21 protein-coding genes are annotated in these 23,415 nt (G+C 42.1%); 12 read left to right on the top strand and 9 right to left on the bottom strand.

The genetic code is table 11. The annotated features are described in order from the left end of the window. Window positions 1-204 precede the first annotated feature (204 nt). Window positions 205-1,599: an APC family permease gene (locus tag GBI66_RS02215; RefSeq protein ID WP_151715022.1), complete on the top strand. Its 1,395-nt coding sequence runs from the start codon at window positions 205-207 to the stop codon at window positions 1,597-1,599. A 54-nt stretch (window positions 1,600-1,653) separates the two neighbouring features. Here GBI66_RS02215 and GBI66_RS02220 read toward each other — a convergent pair whose 3' ends face one another. Beyond that, window positions 1,654-2,208, bottom strand: a complete 555-nt coding sequence (locus tag GBI66_RS02220; protein WP_151715023.1) for a flavodoxin family protein — start codon at window positions 2,206-2,208, stop codon at window positions 1,654-1,656. A gap of 117 nt (window positions 2,209-2,325) precedes the next feature. Here GBI66_RS02220 and GBI66_RS02225 point away from each other — a divergent pair, with 117 nt between their 5' ends. After that, the gene (locus GBI66_RS02225; protein WP_151715024.1) at window positions 2,326-2,700 is read left to right on the top strand and encodes a helix-turn-helix domain-containing protein; all 375 of its coding nucleotides are present in this window, start codon (window positions 2,326-2,328) and stop codon (window positions 2,698-2,700) included. Window positions 2,701-2,724: 24 nt separating this feature from the next. Next, on the top strand, window positions 2,725-3,105 hold the full coding sequence (locus GBI66_RS02230) for a VOC family protein (protein ID WP_151715025.1): 381 nt from the start codon (window positions 2,725-2,727) through the stop codon (window positions 3,103-3,105). On the opposite strand, the gene GBI66_RS02235 is transcribed toward GBI66_RS02230, so the two are convergent. The 5 genes from GBI66_RS02235 to lolA all read right to left on the bottom strand — a co-directional run bounded on the left by GBI66_RS02235 (window position 3,106) and on the right by lolA (window position 8,105). After that, window positions 3,106-3,576 carry a tRNA (cytidine(34)-2'-O)-methyltransferase gene (locus GBI66_RS02235; protein WP_004669235.1) on the bottom strand — a complete coding sequence of 157 codons (471 nt, stop codon included), beginning with the start codon at window positions 3,574-3,576 and terminating at the stop codon, window positions 3,106-3,108. Between the two features lie 109 nt (window positions 3,577-3,685). Beyond that, window positions 3,686-5,059, bottom strand: coding sequence for a siroheme synthase CysG (cysG, locus tag GBI66_RS02240; RefSeq protein ID WP_151715026.1), 1,374 nt, complete (start codon window positions 5,057-5,059; stop codon window positions 3,686-3,688). Between the two features lie 67 nt (window positions 5,060-5,126). Continuing rightward, window positions 5,127-6,398, bottom strand: coding sequence for a serine--tRNA ligase (serS, locus tag GBI66_RS02245; protein ID WP_004652225.1), 1,272 nt, complete (start codon window positions 6,396-6,398; stop codon window positions 5,127-5,129). Between the two features lie 117 nt (window positions 6,399-6,515). Then, window positions 6,516-7,280, bottom strand: a complete 765-nt coding sequence (locus GBI66_RS02250; RefSeq protein WP_151715027.1) for an RsiV family protein — start codon at window positions 7,278-7,280, stop codon at window positions 6,516-6,518. Between the two features lie 120 nt (window positions 7,281-7,400). Further along, window positions 7,401-8,105, bottom strand: a complete 705-nt coding sequence (gene lolA / locus GBI66_RS02255; RefSeq protein WP_005192597.1) for an outer membrane lipoprotein chaperone LolA — start codon at window positions 8,103-8,105, stop codon at window positions 7,401-7,403. A 288-nt stretch (window positions 8,106-8,393) separates the two neighbouring features. On the opposite strand from lolA, the gene GBI66_RS02265 reads away from it, so the two are divergent. After that, complete coding sequence (locus tag GBI66_RS02265; protein ID WP_151715028.1) at window positions 8,394-9,257, top strand: pirin family protein; 864 nt, start codon at window positions 8,394-8,396, stop codon at window positions 9,255-9,257. Between the two features lie 71 nt (window positions 9,258-9,328). Here GBI66_RS02265 and rpmA read toward each other — a convergent pair whose 3' ends face one another. After that, window positions 9,329-9,583 (bottom strand): 50S ribosomal protein L27, encoded by a 255-nt coding sequence (gene rpmA, locus GBI66_RS02270; RefSeq protein WP_004640422.1) that lies wholly within the window; start codon window positions 9,581-9,583, stop codon window positions 9,329-9,331. 18 nt (window positions 9,584-9,601) lie between these two features. Beyond that, on the bottom strand, window positions 9,602-9,913 hold the full coding sequence (gene rplU, locus GBI66_RS02275; RefSeq protein ID WP_004652230.1) for a 50S ribosomal protein L21: 312 nt from the start codon (window positions 9,911-9,913) through the stop codon (window positions 9,602-9,604). A 450-nt stretch (window positions 9,914-10,363) separates the two neighbouring features. Between rplU and sdsA the strand changes: the two genes are divergently transcribed. The 8 genes from sdsA to GBI66_RS02315 all read left to right on the top strand — a co-directional run bounded on the left by sdsA (window position 10,364) and on the right by GBI66_RS02315 (window position 21,388). Next, on the top strand, window positions 10,364-11,341 hold the full coding sequence (gene sdsA / locus GBI66_RS02280) for an All-trans-nonaprenyl-diphosphate synthase (protein WP_005192602.1): 978 nt from the start codon (window positions 10,364-10,366) through the stop codon (window positions 11,339-11,341). A gap of 14 nt (window positions 11,342-11,355) precedes the next feature. After that, a complete protein-coding gene (locus GBI66_RS02285) occupies window positions 11,356-13,404 on the top strand; it encodes a site-specific recombinase (protein ID WP_151715029.1) in 2,049 nt (682 codons plus the stop codon). A 535-nt stretch (window positions 13,405-13,939) separates the two neighbouring features. Further along, complete coding sequence (locus GBI66_RS02290) at window positions 13,940-14,590, top strand: phosphatase PAP2 family protein (protein WP_151715030.1); 651 nt, start codon at window positions 13,940-13,942, stop codon at window positions 14,588-14,590. Beyond that, window positions 14,577-15,830: an efflux RND transporter periplasmic adaptor subunit gene (locus tag GBI66_RS02295; RefSeq protein ID WP_005208519.1), complete on the top strand. Its 1,254-nt coding sequence runs from the start codon at window positions 14,577-14,579 to the stop codon at window positions 15,828-15,830. The genes GBI66_RS02290 and GBI66_RS02295 overlap by 14 nt, the downstream gene beginning before the upstream one ends. A gap of 12 nt (window positions 15,831-15,842) precedes the next feature. Beyond that, complete coding sequence (gene adeJ, locus GBI66_RS02300; protein WP_005192618.1) at window positions 15,843-19,016, top strand: multidrug efflux RND transporter permease subunit AdeJ; 3,174 nt, start codon at window positions 15,843-15,845, stop codon at window positions 19,014-19,016. A gap of 5 nt (window positions 19,017-19,021) precedes the next feature. Next, window positions 19,022-20,485 carry a multidrug efflux RND transporter AdeIJK outer membrane channel subunit AdeK gene (gene adeK, locus GBI66_RS02305; protein WP_005150275.1) on the top strand — a complete coding sequence of 488 codons (1,464 nt, stop codon included), beginning with the start codon at window positions 19,022-19,024 and terminating at the stop codon, window positions 20,483-20,485. Window positions 20,486-20,594: 109 nt separating this feature from the next. Beyond that, a complete protein-coding gene (locus GBI66_RS02310) occupies window positions 20,595-20,945 on the top strand; it encodes a YbjQ family protein (RefSeq protein WP_151715162.1) in 351 nt (116 codons plus the stop codon). Between the two features lie 8 nt (window positions 20,946-20,953). Further along, complete coding sequence (locus GBI66_RS02315; RefSeq protein ID WP_005192622.1) at window positions 20,954-21,388, top strand: YbjQ family protein; 435 nt, start codon at window positions 20,954-20,956, stop codon at window positions 21,386-21,388. Window positions 21,389-21,710: 322 nt separating this feature from the next. Here the strand turns inward: GBI66_RS02315 and GBI66_RS02320 are convergent, their stop codons facing one another. After that, the gene (locus tag GBI66_RS02320) at window positions 21,711-23,339 is read right to left on the bottom strand and encodes an OFA family MFS transporter (protein ID WP_151715031.1); all 1,629 of its coding nucleotides are present in this window, start codon (window positions 23,337-23,339) and stop codon (window positions 21,711-21,713) included. Window positions 23,340-23,415: the final 76 nt, after the last annotated feature.

Here is a 23,415-nt window from a genome sequence, read left to right on the forward strand (position 1 = left end):
TCGTTTTTAAGTGAATCTTTATTCATCTATTTCTTTACCCAATTGGCAAAAAAATTGCTAAAAAAAGCATAAAAGTACTGACAATTTATAGTGTTTTAGGATAGATTGGCGCACTTTCGTTTTTTGTACGGGGGATCGTTTTTGTCTCAAACGATCCTTAACACTATGGCTGATCTTTGATCAACGATTATGAGGATAACGCCGTTGACAAATTTATCTGGGACTCAACCAACAGCGAAGCTTCAAAAGAATCTTGTGCTTTGGCACATCATCATTATTGGCTTAGCTTATATTCAACCATTAACTTTATTTGATACATTTGGTTTAGTATCTGAAAGAAGTGGTGGTCATGTACCGACTTCCTACATATTTGCCTTAGTTGCAATTCTTTTAACGTCGATCAGTTATGGTCACATGATTCGTCGTTATCCGTCTTCTGGTTCTGCATATACCTATGCCCAAAAGTCGATTCACCCTAATGTTGGTTTTATGGTGGGTTGGTCTTCGTGGTTAGATTATTTGCTCTCTCCTCTGGTCAATATCATCCTTGCTGATATTTATTTGAGAGCATTATTCCCAGAAGTAAACAACTGGATTTGGGTGATTGGTTTAACCGTCCTGATGACGGTGATCAACTTGTTTGGTGCACGTTTTGTTGCGCGTTTTAACAGTACCATTGTGGTGATCCAACTCGGTGTGATTTTCTACTTTGTGTATCAGGTCTATATCCTACTCACACAAGGAGTTTATGCCGATGGCACACTAAATCCAGATAAAGCTGAATTATGGTCGCTTGCGCCATTCTGGAATGAAATGACCTCTGTCGGGGCTTTAATTGCAGGGGCAACCGTTCTATGCTTCTCATTTACTGGTTTTGATGCGCTTTCTTCACTTGCAGAAGAAACCAAAGATGCTGAAAAAACTTTGCCGCGCGCAATTTTCACTACAGCATTGGTTGCGGGTATCATCTTCATTGTCAGCACCTACTTTATTCAGCTTTATTTCCCAAGTAATCCGAGTACTTACTTCAACCCACTGGATGAGTCTCAGCCAGTTATGGTTGCAGCGATTGGTAGCCTTGCATTTAAGACCATGGTTTTATACTTTGCAGTCGTGGCAGTCATGGCATCTGGTATTTCGGCACATGCAGGTGTATCGCGTTTAATGTATGTGATGGGTCGTGATGGCGTGATCAATAAGAAGTTATTCGGTCATATTAACCCACGCTTGCATACGCCAACTTACAACATCTTGATTGTAGGTGTTGTTGCGTTGTCTGCTGGTTTCCTTGATCTTGAGCATATCGTGAACTTGATTAGCTTCGGTGCTTTAACTGCATTTAGCTTTGTTAACTTCTCGGTGATTTCTCGCTACGCGTTGCGAGATGGCAAGAACAAGACACCAAAAGACATTATCAGTTACATCATCATTCCTACACTGGGTTTCGCCAGCGTGTTTATGATGTGGTTAGAAATTGATAAATTGGCTTTACAAATTGGTCTGGCTTGGGCAGTAATCGGTGTCGGTTATCTTGCTTATAAGACTAAAGGCTTCAAATACAATGCACCACAGCATAATGAATTTGATGACAGACATTAATCTAATGAGGTAATAAAAAAGGCGCTGAATGCGCCTTTTTTATGGCTTGAAAATTTAGCCGTGCAGCTTTTCGACAATCGATTTCACACGTTGCGCATAAAGCTTCGCTGTTTCCAAGTCCCCTGTTGGGATCTCATCGGTGCCCGCATCTGATGGCGATTGAACCAACAAACCTACAGAGCCACCTAAATTGTTCACATCTTCACGTTTCGCATTTTTAGTATTGGCAGGTAACAAACCTAAGCTCACCCAAATACCGCCATGCTGTGAAGCCAAAGTCTGTAACTGAATCAAGGTCACTTGCTTGTCACCATTCAAGCTCGCGCTATTGGTAAAGCCTGCAAAGACTTTATCCTGCCAGCCACGGGTAAACCAGATTTTTGAAGAAGCGTCAGCAAACTTTTTAAACTGCCAAGGGGTTGCCGCCATATAAGTTGGCGCTCCAAAAACAATACCTTGTGCCTCATTTAAAGTCTGCCAGTCTCGCTCGGTAATCTCACCATTCTGATCAATTTCAATTAATGATGCGTCAATCGCACCCGCAAAAGTTTCAGCAACAACTTTGGTATGGCCATAGCCAGAGAAGTAAACAACTGCAATTTGTGTCATGAGAGGATCCAAAATTTTTCAAAAGTTCGATTTAATGATATATTTTAGAAACTAGGTGTCAATTAGTTACCAGATGGTAACTAGGGACATTCGATTGAGAAAATGAGGGTTATCGCTATGAATCAGGCATTAAAATACGATATTTATCAACAACATTGCCCTGCTCGGTTATTTTTTGAAAAAATTGCAGATAAATGGGTGCTGTTGATCATTAATGTGCTTGCGCGAGAAACCCAACATTTCAATTTATTGAAAAAAAACATTCAAGGCATCTCACCTAAAGTATTGTCACAAAAGCTAAAAATGTTGGAAAGAGATGGATTTATCGAGCGCCAAGTGCAGAATACCGCTCCAATTCGAGTCGATTATTCACTTACCGCACTCGGTTTAGAAGTCGCGGAAATGGCGTATCAACTCAAAGATTGGGCTGAAAGTAATATCGAACAAGTCATTTATGCTCAACAACGATTTGATTCAATTCAAGAAGAATAAACGAGACGATATGGTGAGGTTCATATGTATCCACAACCTTTAATTGCAGTTGCAGATGTTGAGAAAACCAGTCAGTGGTATCAAACAATACTTGGCTTAGAAAGTGGTCATGGCGGCAAAGACTATGAACAATTGCTGTATGAACAGCGTATGGTGTTGCAACTACATCAATGGCAAGCGCATGAACATCCACATATTGGTGATCCCAAACGAGTGATCGGGAATGGAGTTCTATTGTGGTTTGAAAGCAATCAATTTGATGAGATTGTACAAAAGCTACAAACCCATCAAGTTGAAATTTTAGAAGGTCCTAAATATAACCCCAACGCGCATCATCGCGAAATTTGGTTTAAAGACCCAAATGGCTATACGCTGGTTGTCGCAAGTCCATATGGCGATCTTTGATTAGAGTTGTTTAAAACCTTGCTGTCTCCACGCTTCGTAGACAATCACGGCTGTTGCATTGGAAAGGTTTAAACTTCTTGAATTTTCAGCCATTGGTAAACGAATCCACTGTTCTTGCGGGAACATGAGACGTACCTGCTCAGGTAAACCACGGGTTTCAGGCCCCATCAACAAGGCAACTGGACGATTCAGATCAACGGTATGCGGTGTTGCTGAACCTTTAGTAGTAAGCGGGAAAACATGCTCCACCCCCTTGGCTTTTAAATCAGCAAGACAAAGTTCGATATTGTCCCAAATTTGCATTCTCGCCCATTCATGGTAATCCAAACCTGCACGTTTCAACTTCTTATCATCCAGCTCAAAGCCTAAAGGCTTGACCAAATGGAGTTGCGCACCTGTATTGGCACATAAACGAATGATATTACCTGTATTCGCTGGAATCTCAGGTTCGTATAGGACGACATGAATCACAAATTTTCTCTACTTTTCATAATCCCTCCTAGCCTCCCTTTGAAAAAGGGAGGAACTCCTCTCTTTTTTAAAGAGGTGAGGAGCGGTTATAGCTCCGCAAGGAGGGATTCTATTGCCATTTTAACTGTTCACGTAGGCTCACCACTTCACCAATAATAGTTAAAGTCGGCGCTACGATCTGATGTTCAGATACTTTGGTCGCGATATCCGCCAATGTACCCACCACCACTTTCTGATCAGGGGTTGTTCCTTTAGAAATTAAGGCCACAGGCATAGTTGGACGTTGACCATGTGCAATCAATTGCTCACAAATGCGTTCCAAACCGACCAAGCCCATGTATAACACCAACGTTTGGTTTTCATACACCAGTTCATTCCAAGGTAACTCAGGTGAGCCTTCTTTTAAATGACCTGTCAGGAAACGTACACTTTGCGCATAATCACGATGTGTCAGTGGAATACCTGCATAGGCAGAACAACCTGAAGCTGCGGTAATGCCCGGAACAACTTGGAAAGTCACATTGGCTTCCACCAATTCCTGAATTTCCTCTCCACCACGGCCAAAGATAAAGGGATCTCCGCCTTTTAAACGGCAAACACGTTTACCTTGCTGTGCATATTCCACCAATAAAGCATTGATACCATCTTGTGGAACCGAATGATTAGAACGCGCTTTACCGACATAAATCTTTTCAGCATCACGGCGACACAATTCCAAGATGGGCGCAGATACTAAGCGATCGTAAATCACTACATCGGCTTGCTGCATTAAACGCAAGGCTTTTAAGGTCAAAAGCTCAGGATCGCCCGGCCCCGCGCCGACCAAATACACCTCACCTTTCGGTGCAGTCCATTCAGTCAAAGCTTGTTGAATCAGATCATTGGCGACATCAATATTGTCATTGAAAACCTGTTCTTTCAGCGGACTGGCGTACAAGTTTTCCCAGAAAATACGACGCTCATCTGGATTGGCAATTTTGGCTTTCAATTGCTTACGCCATTGCCCTGAAAACTCAGCCAATTTACCCATACCATGCGGCACGATGGTTTCGATCTGAGTACGCAACTGTCTGGATAAAACGGGTGATGCACCATTGGAAGCAACCGAAATCACCAACGGTGAACGATCAATAATCGCAGGCACCATAAAACGGCAATGTGGAATATCATCGACACTGTTGACCAACAGATTACGCTGTTCACACTGCTCAAATACGCGTTTATTAACGGCAGGCTGATCTGTTGCTGCAATCACCAAGCGGTAAGGCGTTGACAAAACATTTTCAGAAAAAGGCGCCTGAATATATTGCCCTTCCGATTGCTCAATCAGTTGACGTAATTCAGGAATGATGTCAGGTGCAATCACATCAACAATTGCACCCGCTTTGGCGAGCAGGTTTGCTTTGCGGTAGGCAATATGCCCACCACCCACAATCAGACAACGTTGCTGCTGCAACTTTAAAGAGATTGGGAAGATTTCCACGTCACGCCTCTATATTTTCAATCTGATTGAGCTCAAGCAAAAACTATGCACAAATTCGATGCAAAGTTTAGTCGATGTAGCTAACACCGCCCATATATGGACGTAACACTTCCGGAATCTCGATTGAACCGTCTGCGCGTTGATAGTTTTCCATCACTGCAAGCAAAGTACGACCCACTGCCAGACCTGAACCATTCAAGGTATGCACCAATTCGATCTTCTTCTGATCAACACGGTAGCGTGCTTTCATGCGGCGTGCTTGGAAATCGCCCACATTTGAGCAGCTTGAGATTTCACGATAGGTATCTTGGCTCGGCACCCATACTTCTAAGTCATACGTTTTAACTGCACCGAAGCCCATGTCGCCACCACAGAGCAAAATCTTACGGTACGGTAAGCCTAATGCCTGCAAAATGCCCTCTGCGTGTGCAGTCAATTCTTCAAGTGCCTGCATAGAGTGCTCTGGTTTTACGATTTGCACCATTTCAACTTTGTCGAATTGATGTTGACGAATCAAACCACGGGTATCACGACCATAAGAACCAGCTTCGCTACGGAAACATGGTGTGTGTGCAGAATATTTCAGTGGTAAACGATCCGCATCAATAATTTCATCACGAACGAAGTTCGTTACTGGCACTTCAGCGGTTGGAATCAGATAATACTCTTTTTCACCTTGTAGTTTGAACAAATCTTCTTCAAACTTAGGCAATTGACCTGTACCACGTAAGCTGTCTGCATTGACCAAATACGGCACATAAGCTTCGGTATAACCATTTTTAAGCGTATGTGTATCGAGCATGAACTGAGTCAAAGCACGTTGTAAACGCGCCAAAGGCCCTTTCAATACGCTGAAACGTGAACCTGTTAATTTGGTCGCTGTTTCAAATTCCAGACCACCCATCATTTCACCAAGATCGGTATGATCTTTGATTTCGAAATCAAACTGGCGTGGTGTACCCCACTTCAAGATTTCAAGGTTATCGCTTTCATCTTTACCAAAAGGGACTGATTCATCTGGTAGGTTTGGAATTGCGAGAGACTTTTGCTCAAGCTCAGCTTGCAACTCAGCCAAAGCCACTTCTGCGGCTTTGATTTCATCACCAATGGCTGCCATACGCGCCATGATCTCAGAAGCATCTCCACCTGATTTTTTGATTTGACCGACTTGCTTGGCACCTGCATTACGCTCTGCTTGTAAGTTTTCAGCTTTTGATTGCAAATCTTTACGGCGAGCTTCTAAATCAGCCCACTCTTGTACATTTAGCTGAATACCACGTTTTGCCAAAGCAGCATTGACTGCTTCAATATTATTTCTGAGTAATTTTGGGTCGATCATAATCAATCATGAATAGAGAAAAAACTGGCTATAGTGTAAGGCTTTAACCTAAAAAAATACAGCGATTGACAATTAAAGTCTTAGCACCTACAGCTAAGATATAGGTGCTGACATGCACTAATTAGGATCTTTAGGCAAGCTTGGTAAGTATTCTGCTTTTACAAACTGCTTGGCAGCATAATATGGCAGCGTCAATTCACTCATACCTTCCGCATAAGAAGCCAATTCATACAATGGATAGACGAAGACGATACCGTTTACCCCATAGTAATAGTTATCACTGACCTGTAGTTGCTCTTTTTTAATGTTGTGATCTTCCAACCAGTTTTGATTGGATGCATACAGTTCATCACGCAGTTTGGTATTCATATCGGGTTTAAGCAACTCACTGACCGTGATATGTTTTTTATTGGTCAAATCAAAATTCACAAATTCTTGATGTGACATCCCATGTGCAGCACCTGCAGAATATGAATAGGTCTGAATCGCAAAAGTCGCTAAGTTATAGTTTTGCCCAACAAAGCGCACATAAGTACTGCTTTCACTTTGTGATGCTTCATCCGCAGGAACTTTTACTTTTTGATCCGCAATATTCGAAAATGCATTCGGTTCCGCTTTTTTCATCCGATTGACAAAATACTCATCAATCCATTTCTGATTGGTTTCAACTGTTTGTAAATCATAATTGGTACAACCATCTTCCAAACAGACTTTTTGTTTTGGAATTTTAACTGTCACCACTTTTGCATGAATCAATGGAATATCCACTTTTTCAGTTGCCGCTGCGGTATCTTTTTTAGGTTGGCAACCTGCGAGCGCAACAACAGTCAGGATTGGAAGAAGTGGAATAATTTTTGATAATTGTGAAGTATTCATCGTCATGCAAGTCTCTGATGTTTTTCTTCACTATACAAAGCCTTGCCCTGAGATGAAATTAAAAAATGTATCCAAGCTTCACATAAAAAAGCCGCAACATGTGCGGCTTTTAAATTAATTAAACAATTACTGATCAATAATATCGGTACCCTTAGGCGGTGTGAAATTAAACACCGATGCTGGAATCGCCTGATTCGCCTTAATATTACTGAAACGGACATACGTGGTTTGACCTAAAGAGTCTTGTAATACCATCAAATTCGGTGCTTTATTGCCACCAAAACTAATGGTTAAACTTTGGAATGCACCATCTTCCTGTTTTGGATATAAGGTGTAATACAGTTTAGTACGGTCAGGTTGAGTCACACGATAGGACTGCATGATCTGATTGGTATTGCCTGATAACAATAATGCAGGCGTATTGGCAATTTGGTCATCCAAACTTTGACGAACAGCTTGCTGTAAGTCTGGATCATAAATCCACACCACTTTACCTGTGGTCACAATGGTTTGTTTGGCAGGACTGGTGGTTTCCCAATAGAATTTCCCAGGACGTTCAACTTTCATGGTCCCTTTGAACGTCTGATTCATATGTTGAGCAGTTAAGCCCTTTTTCTGTGCGACTTTATTACTATTACTAGGTGCAACTTTTGTAGTTTGTTCAAAATCTGCGGTGAATCGTTGCAAGCCAGATAACTGTTGAACCAAACTTGTGGTCGCTTGCTGAGCCGATGCAGCTACAGGTGCAGCGAATACCTGACTACTCACAACTGGAGCAAGTGTCATTGCACTTAACGTTGCAGCATAAGCCATTTTTTTTACGAAATTCATAAAAACAACCTTCTATCAGATTTCTACTGGTATGACGACATCTTACTGTTTTTGATCATTAAAAAAATGAAGAAAAGCAACGGTTTTGTGTAATTCGTGTCGCAAAGTTCTGCATTATGTATGAAGTTGCAGCCTTTATGTAGAGATTGTAAGGATGAAATTCAACTTTTCGACCATTCACCAATTAAGGACTTCAATGTCAGATCAGAGAAATTATTCATCAACAATGCTCTAGACGAAAAATAAGAGTTTGATAACCTAAAACCAATAATTTAAAAAGCATCATCCATGAAAAGCCTTGCCTTTATCCACCGTAATGACACTCGATTTGCGATTGGTGATTTTTATCCCGCCCTGTCAGTCTTTTCTTATCAGGAACTAGGGAATACCACTTCCCCATTCTTGCTTTTAGACCATATCGGACCTGGGCGTTTGCCACCTAAAAGCACTAAAAAAGGTGTCAATGAACATCCGCATCGTGGTTTTGAAACCGTCACCTTTGTTTTTGCGGGTGAACTGCAACATCAAGACTCAACAGGAAGTGGTGGTGTGATCAGCCAAGGTGATGTGCAATGGATGACTGCTGCATCGGGTATACAACATATTGAACATTTCAGCCCTGAATTTCGTGAGCAAGGCGGATTCTTTGAAATGGTGCAATTGTGGGTCAATCTACCCGCCAAAGATAAAATGTCTGCGCCACATTATCAAAGCTTGCTGAACCACAATATCCCAAAAGTCATACTCAAAAATGATGCAGGCTATGTTCGTATCGTGGCAGGACAATTTCAGAATACACAGGGTATTGCCCAAACCTTTAGCCCAATGCATGTATTTGATGTCCATCTGGCAAAAGGACAGCACCTTATACTCCCCGCCAGTCATGGTGACAGTACCTTACTTTATTTACGTAATGGAAAGCTTCAATTCTCTGCTGATGAAGAAGTTTTAGAAGAACAAGCTTTGGCAATCATGTCCAGTTTCGACAATGATGTAGCAATTACCGCATTAGAAAATTGCGATCTATTATTTTTATCCGCTCCACCATTACAAGAGCCGATCAACGGGCATGGCTTTTTTGTTATGAACAGTTATGAAGAAATTCTGCAGGCCTATGACGATTTAAAAACAGGGCAATTTGGAAAACCATAAAATTTCCCAACTTAAAATCCAGCAGACATAAAAAAACCCGCTAAAAGCGGGTTTTTTCGAACTATTAAAACTTAAGCTTCAACAGTTACATAGCGACGGCCAAATTGACCTTTCACTTCAAATTTTACTACGCCGTCAGCAGTAGCAAATAAAGTATGGTCACGGCCCATACCAACATTTGCACCAGCGTGGAACTCAGTACCACGTTGACGAACGATGATGTTACCAGCAGTTACAGTTTGACCACCGTAAACTTTAACACCTAACATCTTAGGATTCGAATCACGACCGTTCTTCGTCGATCCACCGGCTTTTTTAGTTGCCATGTCTATTTACTCCTCGTGTTAGCCTGCGATACCAGTAATTTTCAACTCGGTAAACCATTGACGGTGACCTTGTTGCTTACGGTAATGTTTACGACGACGCATTTTGATAATGCGGATTTTGTCGTGACGACCATGGCCAACTACTTCTGCAGTTACTTTTGCGCCAGCTACAACTGGAGCACCGATTTGAATGTTGTCACCGTTAACAACCATTAATACGTCATCAAACGTAATAGTCGCGCCAGTTTCAGCTTTCAATAATTCTACTTTAAGGGTTTCACCCTCAACAACACGGTGCTGTTTACCACCGCTTTGGATTACTGCGTACATATGTACTCCAACTTGCCCGTGTCTTCGTGCCGATAAAGGGATATATCGATCTTAAGACGAACGCCACTGGGGTTATTCAAGGGGACAAATTTTAAGTGAAAATTGATCAAACAACAAGTTATTTTGCACAAATGCACACATAATGATAACTTGCTTGGATTTTCAAGTAAAATCAATTAGATTGATGGCGAACTGTTTTGCTTGATTTGCATCAAAATTTGAAATAGTTTCTTGAAAACAAATTGTGACATATAACAAGCTGTGTTTTTACAGCGCCATAAGTAAAGTCAAGATACAAGATGAGGACTTTACTTTTTTCTGTCTAATTTAAAACCAAAGAGCTCAGCATTATGTTTTAAATGGCAGATTAGACAGGTTGTATAACTGTTTAGTCACAGATTAATTGATACACTTGGCAACATTACTCACCTGTACGAGGTTTTCCTTCATATGGTTATCGATTTTAAGCAAGACATTCTTTCTCCAGTTGCGACAGATTTTGCTGCGATGGATCACCTGATCAATGAAGGAATTAGCTCTAAAGTTGGTTTAGTTATGTCGGTGAGTAAACATGTTGTTGAAGCGGGTGGCAAACGCATGCGCCCGATCATGTGCTTACTTGCAGCGCGTGCCTGTGGTTTAGCCAATATGCAACAAGCACAGCATTTGGCTGCTGTAATTGAAATGTTACATACTGCGACCTTAGTGCATGATGATGTCGTAGACGAATCAAGCCTGCGTCGTGGTCGCCCAACCGCAAATGCAACTTGGAATAATCAAACTGCGGTTTTAGTTGGTGACTTCCTGATCTCACGAGCTTTTGATTTATTGGTCGACTTAAACAACATGACCTTATTAAAAGATTTCTCGACAGGAACCTGTGAAATTGCGGAAGGTGAAGTACTCCAACTGCAGTCCCAGCATCAACCAGAAACGACTGAAGAAACCTATCTCCGAATCATTCATGGGAAAACCTCTCGTTTATTTGAACTTGCGACGGAAGGCGCTGCAATTTTAGCGGGAGCCGAAGAATATCGTGAACCGTTACGCCGCTTTGCAGGTCATTTTGGTAATGCCTTTCAGATTATCGACGATATTTTAGATTACACCTCTGATGCTGAAACATTAGGTAAAAATATTGGTGATGATTTAATGGAAGGTAAGCCAACTTTACCTTTAATTTCAGCATTAGCCCATTCAACAGGTGAGGATCATGCGATCATTCATCGTAGTATCGCAACAGGCGGTGTTGAACATTTAGATAAAGTGATCGAGATTGTTCATCACTCGGGCGGCTTAGATTACTGTCAAAAACGTGCCCAACAAGAAACGGATGCTGCTTTAGAGGCGTTAAAAGCGCTACCAGATAATGAATATCGCCAAGCACTTGTTAATTTGACCTTAATGGCCTTACATCGACTTCAATAATTTTCTGAGTGCCTATGCATTTAACATTATCTGATCTTTTTTCAAACATGCAGGAACAGCTGGATCAACCGCAAGCTGTTCTTGATGAAAACCTATTGATCGAGCTGGTCAATCGTATACGACCAAAAAATCCGAATGATGCAGATGAAGTCAAACAACGTATTCATGCACTGATCAAAATATTATTGCTTACCCCGACTTCGGCAATACTACTGCAAAACTTTTTACTTAAGCTAATTAGCCAATATAAACAGTTGAGCTTATATGCCGATAGCGGCATTCTTTCGCTTGATGGTTTTTGGAACCAATTGAGCCAACGTCTAGGTGCACATTTTCTACCTTTAGTGGAGGATGACCAACAACTGAAAACATTGATTGGAAAAGTGTTCCATCAGGAAAATGACAGTGAATGGTTAGATCTCATTGAGAATCAAGACTGGATTACGCTCTTCAATCTATTGGGTGAAAGCCAAAGCAATACCCGAGAAAAGCAAGTTTCAAAAAATGAACTGATTAAAGCCATTACGGTACTTTCTTACCGTATTAGTGGTATTGGCCTATATCCTGAGTTTATTAATGCTCAACCCGAAATTACTGAATATGAATCCCCTTTTCTGGTTCAAAACCGAGAAATTGTAGAGTTCATCGAAAAATATAAAAAACAAATTGATGATCAAGATGCAGTCGTTGTATTGCCGCCACCCGATGCATCTCAAGCATTTGTCATGCTGGATCAGTGCCGTGAAGTGGTACTGAAAATTCGCCGTGCGACAAAGCGAATTGGTGTCAGTATTAGCTTGACCTATTTATTGTCGCTATTAGAACAAGCCATTGATCGTATCGAACTACTGCTAACTTTATTGGCCAGTAAAAATGACGCCCGATATACCGCATTGGGTGAACTCATCACGGATTTGACCAAGGCGCACTACAATGAAAAAAGTGTCCGCCATTTGTTAACTTCGACCAGTGAACTGATCGCCTTACAGGTGACCGAAAATGCCAGTAAAACAGGCGAACATTATGTAAGTACCGACAAAGCTGGCTTCTTTGGCATGTACAAAGCAGCCGCAGGTGCAGGTGCGATCATTGCCACCATGGCAACGCTGAAAATTTTAACAGCCCGCTTGGTACTCGCACCGTTTGGACATGCTTTTTTATACAGCATGAACTACGCACTTGGCTTTATGTTGATTCATGTTCTACATTTTACGGTTGCAACCAAACAGCCTGCGATGACTGCGGCTGCACTTGCCTCGACAGTACAACAGCAGAAAGGCAGCAAGACTGCGCAAATTGCAGAACTCGCGGCATTGATTATTAATATTATCCGTACCCAGTTTATTGCGATCTTAGGCAACATCTCGATTGCGATTCCAACCGCAGCCCTGATCACCTTTCTATGGCAATACAATCTGGGTGAACCGCTGCTCAATCATGCCAAATCAGCCGCATTGCTACATAGTCTCAACCCCTTTACCTCATTGGCGGTTCCACATGCTGCAATTGCAGGTGTTTGTTTGTTCTTTTCTGGGTTAATTGCAGGTTATTTCGATAACTTGGCGGTTTACCGTAAAGTCGGCCCACGCCTAAAACAACATCGACGTTTAAAACGCTGGATGGGACAACAACGCTTAGATAAATTCGCTGCTTATATTGAGACTAATCTTGGTGCATTAGCGGGGAACTTTTTATTCGGGATCATGCTTGGCAGTATGGGCACGATTGGATTTATCCTAGGCTTGCCTTTGGATATCCGTCATATTGCCTTTGCTTCTGCCAATTTCATTCAAGGTTTGATGACCATTGGTGGCCCTGATATTGGTTTAATTTTAGTGTCATTCTTAGGTGTTATGCTGATCGGCTTAACCAACTTATTTGTGAGCTTTACCTTGACGATTATTGTTGCTCTACGCGCACGTCGTGTTCGTTTTGCACAATGGAAGCCTTTAGCCAAGCTAGTGACAACGCATTTCTTAACTCGACCAAGTGATTTTTTCTGGCCGCCTAAGCAACCCGTAGAAGTTGAAGAGCAAAGCAAAAACGCATCTTCACATCACTAACTTTGTACAGAAAAAACCGCGAAGTACAAGTCTAACATTTGAACTATTTTTACGTATAATCAATCTACCAAAAATAGTTCAAATGGGTTGGTATTCCCAGCGTCTATTATTCAATAGATCACTTCTCAGCCATGGTATCCCCTTTACACAAGGAGATACGATGACACGAGTCCGTATCTCGATTTGAATGATAGAGATCAAAACAATGCTGCTATATCACTAACTATGTAAGAATTTTATGATGTCTTTTGAATAAATGGTTTGTTTTTTACTTTAGCTTAATCATGTTATATGGCAGATATTCCGACTTGCATGATTAAGCGAACAGCTGGAAAACAGCTTCTTTCAATAAATGCATAGATTTATTTAAAATGAGATATACATCAAATTTTGTTATGTTTTTTTACTAGACCTTAAAAAAACATAAAAATGAAATTATCATAAAATTTCAAGACTTGACCAAAAGTGTACTCGCGAGTACACTTTCAAACACTCGACAACCCTGAACAATGGTTAAGCACATAATGAGTTCCGCATGCCATACCTATTACTTTGTATTGGTTGCTTTTTTTTAGGATCCGGTGTGATTGGATTAATGAATTCCAACGCATCAACTTTAGACCTTTTTAGTGTTCGAGCTTTATTTGAGCACCGTTCATTTACGCTTAACCATGTGACAATTTTGCTCTCTCGCTTAGGTGGGATGCCATTTTTATTATTTTTGACTACATTTTTGTGTATTTACCAAATATGGATTAAGAACTATAAGAATGTGATTTTTATCTCATTCAGTGTGGGTGGAAGTATTGTGATTGGTTGGCTTCTGAAATGGAGCATTGATCGACCAAGACCTTTAGAGTTTTATCACTTGGTTCAAAGTTATGGCGCATCCTTCCCAAGTGCTCATAGCCTTTATGCTGCAACCCTTGCAAGTTTAGCGATGTTGTTATGTCGACAATATAAGCATCGTAATAGTGTCATTTTAGTATCTACTTTATGGTTTATTGCCATGGGGATATCTAGAGTTTATGTAGGGGTTCACTATCCAACTGACGTTCTTGCTGGTTGGGGAATTGGGTTGATTTGGACTTCGTTGCTTTGGTTTTGGCTGTTTCAAAGCAATTTCAGCAACAATTTGTTTTTAGATAAGAAATCTAAATTGAGGTGGAATAATGATGTCGGCTAAGCTTTGGGCTCCTGCCCTCACTGCTTGCGCATTAGCAACAAGCATTGCGCTTGTTGGTTGTAGCAAAGAACCTAAAGATGCACAGCAAGCTGCTGCTTCTCAAAAAATGCCACCTCCAGAAGTTGGTGTCATTGTAGCTCAACCACAAAGCGTTGAACAAAACGTCGAACTGTCAGGACGAACCTCAGCATATCAAGTTTCGGAAGTACGCCCACAAACTGGTGGCGTCATCTTAAAACGATTATTTGCTGAAGGAAGCTACGTTCAGGCGGGTCAAGCCCTTTATCAAATTGATGCCAATACCAACCGCGCAACGGCAGACAGTGCACGTGCCGCATTATTGCGTCAACAAGCGAACTTAAATTCGTTACGTGTGAAAGAAGGCCGTTATCGTCAACTTGTCGGAACAAATGCTGTTTCTAAACAAGAATATGATGATATCAATGCTCAAGTAAAATTGGCTGAAGCTGATGTCGCTGCATCTGAAGCGGCATTAAAAAATGCTGAGATTACTTTAGGTTACTCAACTGTACGCGCACCTATTTCAGGTCAGTCTAGCCGTTCTTCGGTAACGCCTGGTGCGTTGGTAACTGCAAACCAAGCTGATCCATTGGTCACGATTCAACAACTAGATCCAATCTATGTTGATATCAATCAATCAAGTGCCGAGTTATTGCGTTTACGCCAACAGTTGAGCAAAGGCAGTTTAAATAACAGTAACAATACCCGTGTCAAAATCACACTTGAAGATGGTTCTGAATACCCAGTTGAAGGCCAACTTGCTTTCTCTGATGCAAGCGTGAATCCGGATACAGGTACTGTGACTTTACGTGCAGTCTTCTCAAATCCAAACCATTTACTATTACCAGGTATGTACGCAACGGCTAAAATTTCGCAAGGAGTTTTACCAAACGCTTATCTAATCCCTCAAGCTGCAGTGTCTCGTTTACCAACAGGACAAGCAATTGCTTTAGTGGTGAATGCGAAAGGTGCGATCGAAACACGCCCAGTTAAAACGGTAGGTGTAAAAGGTCAAGACTGGATTGTAACTGAAGGCTTACAGACCGGTGATAAGGTTGTTGTTGATGGTGTTGCCAAGGTAAAAGAAGGACAAGAAGTGTCTGCTAAACCTTATCAACCAAAAGCAGCTGAAGGTCAAAATGCAGCACCAAAAGCTGCTGAACAACAAAAGCAAGCCAATTCACCAAAAGCTGAACAAAAAGCAACTTCAGAAGCTTAAGGGGTAGATTGCATGGCTCAATTCTTTATCCATCGCCCAATTTTCGCTTGGGTGATTGCACTGGTCATTATGTTGGCGGGTATTATCACGCTTACAAAAATGCCAGTTGCACAATATCCGACAATTGCTCCCCCCACGGTAACCATTTCTGCAACTTATCCTGGGGCTTCTGCTCAAACCGTTGAAAATACCGTTACCCAAATCATTGAACAACAAATGAATGGTTTGGATGGCTTACGTTACATTTCATCGAACAGTGCGGGTAATGGTCAAGCATCAATTAACTTAAACTTTGCACAAGGTATCGATCCAGATATCGCGCAGGTTCAAGTTCAAAACAAACTGCAATCAGCAACAGCGCTTTTACCTGCTGACGTACAACGTCAAGGTGTAAAGGTAACTAAGTCTGGCGCAAGCTTCTTGCAAGTTATTGCATTTTATTCACCAGATAACAGCCTTTCTGCATCTGACATTAAAGACTATGTGAACTCAAATATTTCTGAGCCACTCAGTCGTGTTGCAGGTGTGGGTGAGCTTCAAGTGTTTGGTGGTTCATACGCAATGCGTATCTGGTTAGATCCAGCAAAGCTGACTAGCTTTAACTTAACGCCAAATGATGTTGCAACAGCAATTCGTGCACAAAACTCTCAAGTTGCAGTTGGTCAACTCGGTGGTGCGCCATCGACAGCGGGTCAAGTACTCAACGCGACCGTGAATGCACAAACTATGTTGCAAACACCTGAACAGTTTAAAAACATCTTCCTGAAAAATACGTCAGGTGGTGCTCAAGTTCGTTTAGGTGATGTTGCACGTGTAGAACTGGGTTCTGATAACTACCAATTCGACTCGAAATTTAATGGTAGCCCTGCAGGTGGCGTTGCAATCAAACTTGCAACTGGCGCCAATGCACTGGATACAGCTGCCGCAGTTGAAAAGCGTTTATCTGAATTACGTCATAACTATCCAAGTGGTTTAAAAGACAAGCTTGCGTATGACACAACGCCATTTATTCGTCTATCAATTGAAAGTGTTGTTCATACACTGATTGAAGCAGTCGTTTTGGTATTTATCGTAATGTTCTTGTTCTTACAGAACTGGCGCGCAACGATTATTCCAACATTGGCTGTACCTGTGGTGGTACTCGGTACATTTGCCGTGATTAATATCTTCGGCTTCTCGATCAACACACTCACCATGTTCGCAATGGTACTTGCCATTGGTCTATTGGTGGATGACGCCATCGTTGTGGTGGAGAACGTTGAACGAGTGATGCAAGAAGAACATCTCGAACCGATTCCAGCGACTGAAAAGTCGATGAGTCAGATTTCGGGTGCCTTAGTCGGTATTACCAGTGTGTTAACAGCGGTATTCGTACCGATGGCATTCTTCAGTGGAACCACTGGGGTTATTTATCGTCAGTTCTCGATCACGCTGGTTACGGCGATGATCCTGTCATTACTTGTAGCATTAACCTTTACCCCTGCCCTGTGTGCGACCTTGTTAAAACAACACGATCCAAACAAGCAGGAAAGCAACAATATTTTCGCGCGTTTCTTCCGTTGGTTTAACCGTAGCTTTGAAAAACTTTCAGAGAAATACCAAGGCGGCGTCAATCGTATGACCCACCACAAGTTATTCTCTGGTGTGCTTTATATTGTTGTGATCGCAGCGTTGGTTGGTATCTACAAAGTATTGCCATCTTCTTTCTTACCAGAAGAAGACCAAGGTGTGGTCATGACCTTAGTTCAGTTACCACCGAGTGCGAGCTTGGAACGTACCGATAAAGTCATTGATACCATGACAGGCTACTTCTTGAATAAGGAAAAAGAAAATGTAGAGTCAATCTTTACAGTTGCTGGTTTCTCATTCACAGGGGTGGGTCAAAACGCGGGTCTTGCCTTTATTAAATTAAAAGACTGGAGCGAGCGTACCACACCAGAGTCACAGATTGGTGCCATCATTCAACGTGGTATGGCATTGAACATGATTGTGAAAGATGCGTCTTACATCATGCCATTGCAGTTACCCGCAATGCCTGAATTGGGTGTCGCTTCTGGTTTCGATATTCAGTTGAAAGATGCAAGTGGTCAAGGGCATGAAAAGCTGATTGCTGCACGTAATGCAATTTTAGGTATGGCATCACAAGACAAACGTCTTGCAGGTGTACGTCCAAATGGTCAAGAAGATACACCTCAGTACCAGATCACCATTGATCAAGCGCAAGCAGGTGCAATGGGTGTCAGTATCGCTGATATTAACAGCACTATGAGCATGGCTTGGGGTGGTTCGTATATCAATGACTTCGTTGACCGTGGTCGCGTGAAGAAAGTTTATGTCCAAGGTGAAGCGGATACTCGCATGATGCCTGAAGACTTGAACAAGTGGTATGTGCGTAATAACAAAGGCGAAATGGTTCCTTTCTCTGGCTTTGCCAAAGGTGAATGGACCTATGGTTCACCACGTCTAGAGCGTTATAACGGCGTATCATCTGTCAACATTCAAGGTACTCCTGCACCGGGTGTCAGCTCTGGTGATGCAATGTTGGCGATGGAAGAAATCATTGGTAAGTTGCCATCAATGGGCTTAACAGGTTTCGACTATGAATGGACAGGTTTATCTTTAGAAGAACGTGATTCTGGTAGCCAAACGGCTCCTCTCTTGGTTCTTTCATTATTAATCGTATTCCTGTGTCTTGCTGCACTCTATGAAAGCTGGTCAGTACCTGTTTCGGTATTACTGGTTGTACCTTTAGGTATCGTCGGTGCATTTACATTGACATGGTTAGGTATGATTATTAAAGGTGATCCAAACTTATCCTTTAACATTTACTTCCAGGTTGCGATTGTTGCCGTAATTGGTCTATCTGCGAAGAATGCGATCTTGATCGTCGAATTTGCGAAAGAATTACAGGAACAAGGCGAAGAACTATTTGAAGCAACATTACATGCTGCAAAAATGCGTTTACGCCCAATTATCATGACTACACTTGCATTTGGTTTTGGTGTATTACCATTAGCCTTGGCAAGCGGTGCGGGTGCTGGTAGCCAACACTCGGTCGGTTATGGTGTACTTGGTGGTGTAATTTCTTCAACTCTTTTAGGTATCTTCTTTATCCCTGTATTCTTCGTGTGGATTCGTAGTATCTTTAAGTACAAACCTAAAACTTTAAATACTCAGGAGCATTGATCGTGATGCAAACTGTATGGTCTATTTCCAGTCGTGGCATTGCAATCTCTGCACTCGCGCTATCTTTGGCTGCCTGCCAAAGTATGCGCGGGCCAGAGCCTGTTGTGAGTTCAGATGTTCCTGAAAGCTTCGCGTCTTATGGCAATGCTTCTGGAAAATCAATTGCGGAACAAGGTTACAAAGACTTCTTTGCTGACCAACGTTTATTGCAAGTGCTTGATCTAGCACTTGCCAATAACCGTGATTTACGTACTGCTACGTTGAACATTCAAAAAGCGCAACAGCAATACCAAATTTCGGAAAACAACCAATTGCCAACAATTGGGGCAAGTGGTAGTGCTGTTCGTCAAGTCACCCCTACCCGTGACCCAAATAATCCTTATTCAACCTATCAAGTTGGTTTGGGCCTAACTGCATATGAGTTAGATTTTTGGGGCCGTGTACGTAGCTTGAAAGATGCAGCTTTAGATAGCTACCTCGCAACACAAAGCTCACGTGATGCAACGCAGATCAGTTTAATCAGCCAAGTGACTCAAGCATGGTTAAACTACTCATACGCGAATGCACAATTGAAACTTGCGGATCAAACGCTAAAAGCTCAACAAGACTCGTTTAACTTGAACAAGAAACGTTTCGATGTAGGTATTGATAGCGAAATCCCTGTGCGCCAAGCACAAATTTCAGTTGAAACGGCACGTAATGATGTCGCGAACTACAAGACTCAAGTTGCTCAAGCTCAAAACTTGTTGAACTTACTTGTTGGTCAGCCAGTTCCTCAGAACTTGCTCCCTCAACAACAAGTGGCGAGTATCACGCAACAAAACGTGTTTAGCGCTGGCTTACCAAGTGACTTGCTCAATAACCGTCCAGATGTGAAAGCATCTGAATACCAGTTAAGTGCTGCGGGTGCGAATATTGGTGCTGCTAAAGCCCAACTCTTCCCAACTATTAGCCTGACTGGTTCTGCAGGTTATGCATCAACAGATTTGAGTGATTTATTCAAATCAGGGAATGCGTTATGGTCAATTGGTCCAAGCTTGAATATCCCAATTTTTGACTGGGGTACACGTAAGGCCAATGTCAAAATCTCTGAAACTGATCAGAAAATTGCACTTGCTAACTACGAGAAGTCAGTACAGTCAGCTTTCCGTGAAGTAAATGATGCTTTGGCAACACGTGCCAATATTGGCGACCGTTTAACTGCTCAACGTCGTTTGGTTGATGCAACTAATACAACATACAAGCTTTCAAATGCCCGCTTCCGTGCTGGTATTGATAGCTATTTAACCGTATTGGATGCACAGCGTTCTGCTTATTCAGCAGAACAAGGTTTATTGTTATTACAACAAGCAAACCTCAACAACCAAGTTGAACTTTACAAAACACTTGGCGGTGGTCTCAAAGCCTCAACTAGTGAAACTGTAGCTCATCAACCATCGAGCTCTGAACAACATTACGCAAAAAAATAATTTCATCTTTTGCGAATAAAAAAAGCTCACTTCGGTGAGCTTTTTTATTGCAACCATGACCAATATTTCTTATCTTCAAACTCAATATATTGATGATTTAGAAAATACGATGTTACTAAGCAGTTTAGAGTCTGTACCTGGTCACGAAATCTTACGTCAACTAGATGTGGTTTATGGCAGCACCGTTCGTAGTAAACATGTTGGTCGTGATTTAATGGCAGGTTTAAAGAATATTGTGGGTGGTGAATTGACGGGATATACCGAATTACTAGAGGAATCACGCCAAGAAGCCACACAACGTATGATTGATAAGGCCAAAGCTTTAGGTGCCAATGCGATTGTCGGCATTCGTTTCTCAACTTCAAATATTGCCCAAGGTGCATCTGAGTTATTTGTCTATGGTACAGCGGTAGTGGTGCAACCGATTGCACCGAAACTTCCTGATCCATTCGGCGCATAGGCATAATTATGGATGGATTAATTTTTCAGATTGTCCTGTTTCTGATCCTATTTTCAGTCGGTTGGGGTTTTGGTCGTCATATCGAGCAAAAACACTTACGTGAGCTGGATCAGAAAGAAAAGCAATTTTCCCATATCCGTATTGATACCAATCGCTTTGTAGAAACCTCAGCCTATGGGCAAATGGTCAGTAGCAATGTGGTGATCTCCCACGATTATTTTAAGTATGTACTGGCAACCATTCGAAACTTCTTTGGTGGGCGCTTGGTCAGCTATGAAAGTGTGGTGGAACGGGCGCGGCGTGAAGCCGTGATTCGCCTGAAGCAAGAAGCGCATGCCATGGGTGCCAATCATATTATGGGAGTTCGACTCAGTACCACCGAATTAGGGATGCAAGGTGGTATGGTTGAAGTGTTTGCCTATGGTACGGCAATCATAGAATAGAGTTCTTGCATAAATCATTTTTTTGAGCTGTATTGAATACGCAATGAAAGTTCCCTCTCCTTTTTAAAGGAGAGGGCTAGAGGATTTATATGAAGAATCCCCCTCATCCTCTTACGGACTTTTAGCCCTCATCCCCAAGGGCGAAGGGACTTTCTACACCATTTTTACCAATGATTGATCATTTTCAACTTTTGAAAGAGCTCTAATAAACCCCTCTATTTTGGACGTTTGTCTCAGTAGCCTATTAGGGAATTACTGTAGTACCCATAAAATAAAAAATGCCTCAAATCATGAGGCATTTTTTATCGCTTAGATTTTTAAATTAATGAAATAAAACAATCGCCTTTTGCAAAGTAAACCAAATCCCTGCCAACAAAGGGAGACCCACCACCAACCAAGCAAGTACCACAGTAATGGTCTTGGATGGCGCATGTGCTACATTATTTTCTATGCTTAGATCTAGTGATACTTTCTCATGCGCTAAAGCCTTTTCTGCGGCTAATTCCGCATCAGTCATATATTGATCTTCATCAACAGGTTTAATCATGAGATTGAGCACAAACCCAACTGCCAACATCCCTGCCAAAATATACATAGCAACATCATAAGATTGAGCCTGAGTCACGCCATGTGCCAGTTGATAATCACGTATATTGGTAATCAATAAGGTCCCCAATATCCCTGCGACAGACCATGCGGTAAGCAAACGCCCATGAATGGCCCCAACCATTTGTGTACCAAAAATATCAGCCAAATAAGCAGGTACAGTGGCAAAACCGCCACCATACATCGACAGGATGACACAGAAGGCTAAAACGAATAATGGTAAATTTTCTGCATACGCCAAGTGTGGAATCGAGACATACAACAAAAAGCCCAATGCGAGAAAAATAAAGTAGGTATTTTTACGACCAATAAAGTCCGATGTCGATGCCCAAAAGAAACGCCCAGCAATATTAAACAAGGACAGTAAACCGGTGAAACCTGCAGCAAAGGTTGCTATCTGCATTTTTTGCTCTGCGTTTAATTCATTAATCCCCACATCTAAACCGAGTAGGCGTCCGCCAAATACCTCCTGTAACAACGGCGAAGCCATTGCCAAAATCCCAATACCAGCAGATACGTTTAAACAGAGTACGCCCCAAATCAACCAGAACTGCTTGGTTTTCCATGCCTTATTTAAATGCACATGACGATTGGTCACAAGACCCGTCGCCTGTGTTACTGCTGGTTGCCAGCCACTCGGCTTCCAATTTGAGGGCGGAATGCGATAACCAAAGGCACCGCCAATCATAAAAATAAAATAAACGGCAGCCAGTACCAAAAACGTTTGCCAGACACCCACAGAGGTATCCGTTGCAAAGAACTTCATTAACTTATCTGCCAATGGTGCACCAATCATGGCGCCTCCACCAAAGCCCATAATGGCAAGACCTGTTGCTAAACCACGACGGTCTGGAAACCACTTAATCAGGGTAGATACAGGTGAAATATAGCCAAGCCCAAGCCCGATGCCCCCTATTCCACCTCCCAACCACAATAGCCACAACTGATGCGTATAAACACCCAGCGCAGATAAGATCAAACCACTTGCCCAACAAAATGCCGCAACCACGCCTGCCTTTCGCGGTCCTGCATGTTCAAGCCAACCACCAAACAAAAATGCGGATGAACCTAAAAAGACAAAAAACAGCGTGTACATAATGCTTAATGTAGACACACTCCAGTCGCAGGTTGTAGTGAACAACTGCTCAAGCAGACCTATATTTTTACATTCGATTGGCGCATCAATTCCCAATGCTTTGGATAATGGCAACCAAAACACAGAAAAGCCATAGGCCATACCGATACTGAGATGAATTGCTAACGCGGCAGGAGGCAAGAGCCAACGGTTATAACCAGAGTGGGCAATCGTGCGCTCCTTGGCCAGAAGTGAAAGTCGTCTTTCCATGTACAATCTCCGTGCCTTCACTGCTAAAGAGAGGTTAGTATTATTCATTTGGATCTAGGCAGCGATTCGCGCTGAT

This window comes from Acinetobacter sp. TUM15071, from assembly GCF_008980925.1.
Taxonomy (GTDB): domain Bacteria; phylum Pseudomonadota; class Gammaproteobacteria; order Pseudomonadales; family Moraxellaceae; genus Acinetobacter; species Acinetobacter dispersus.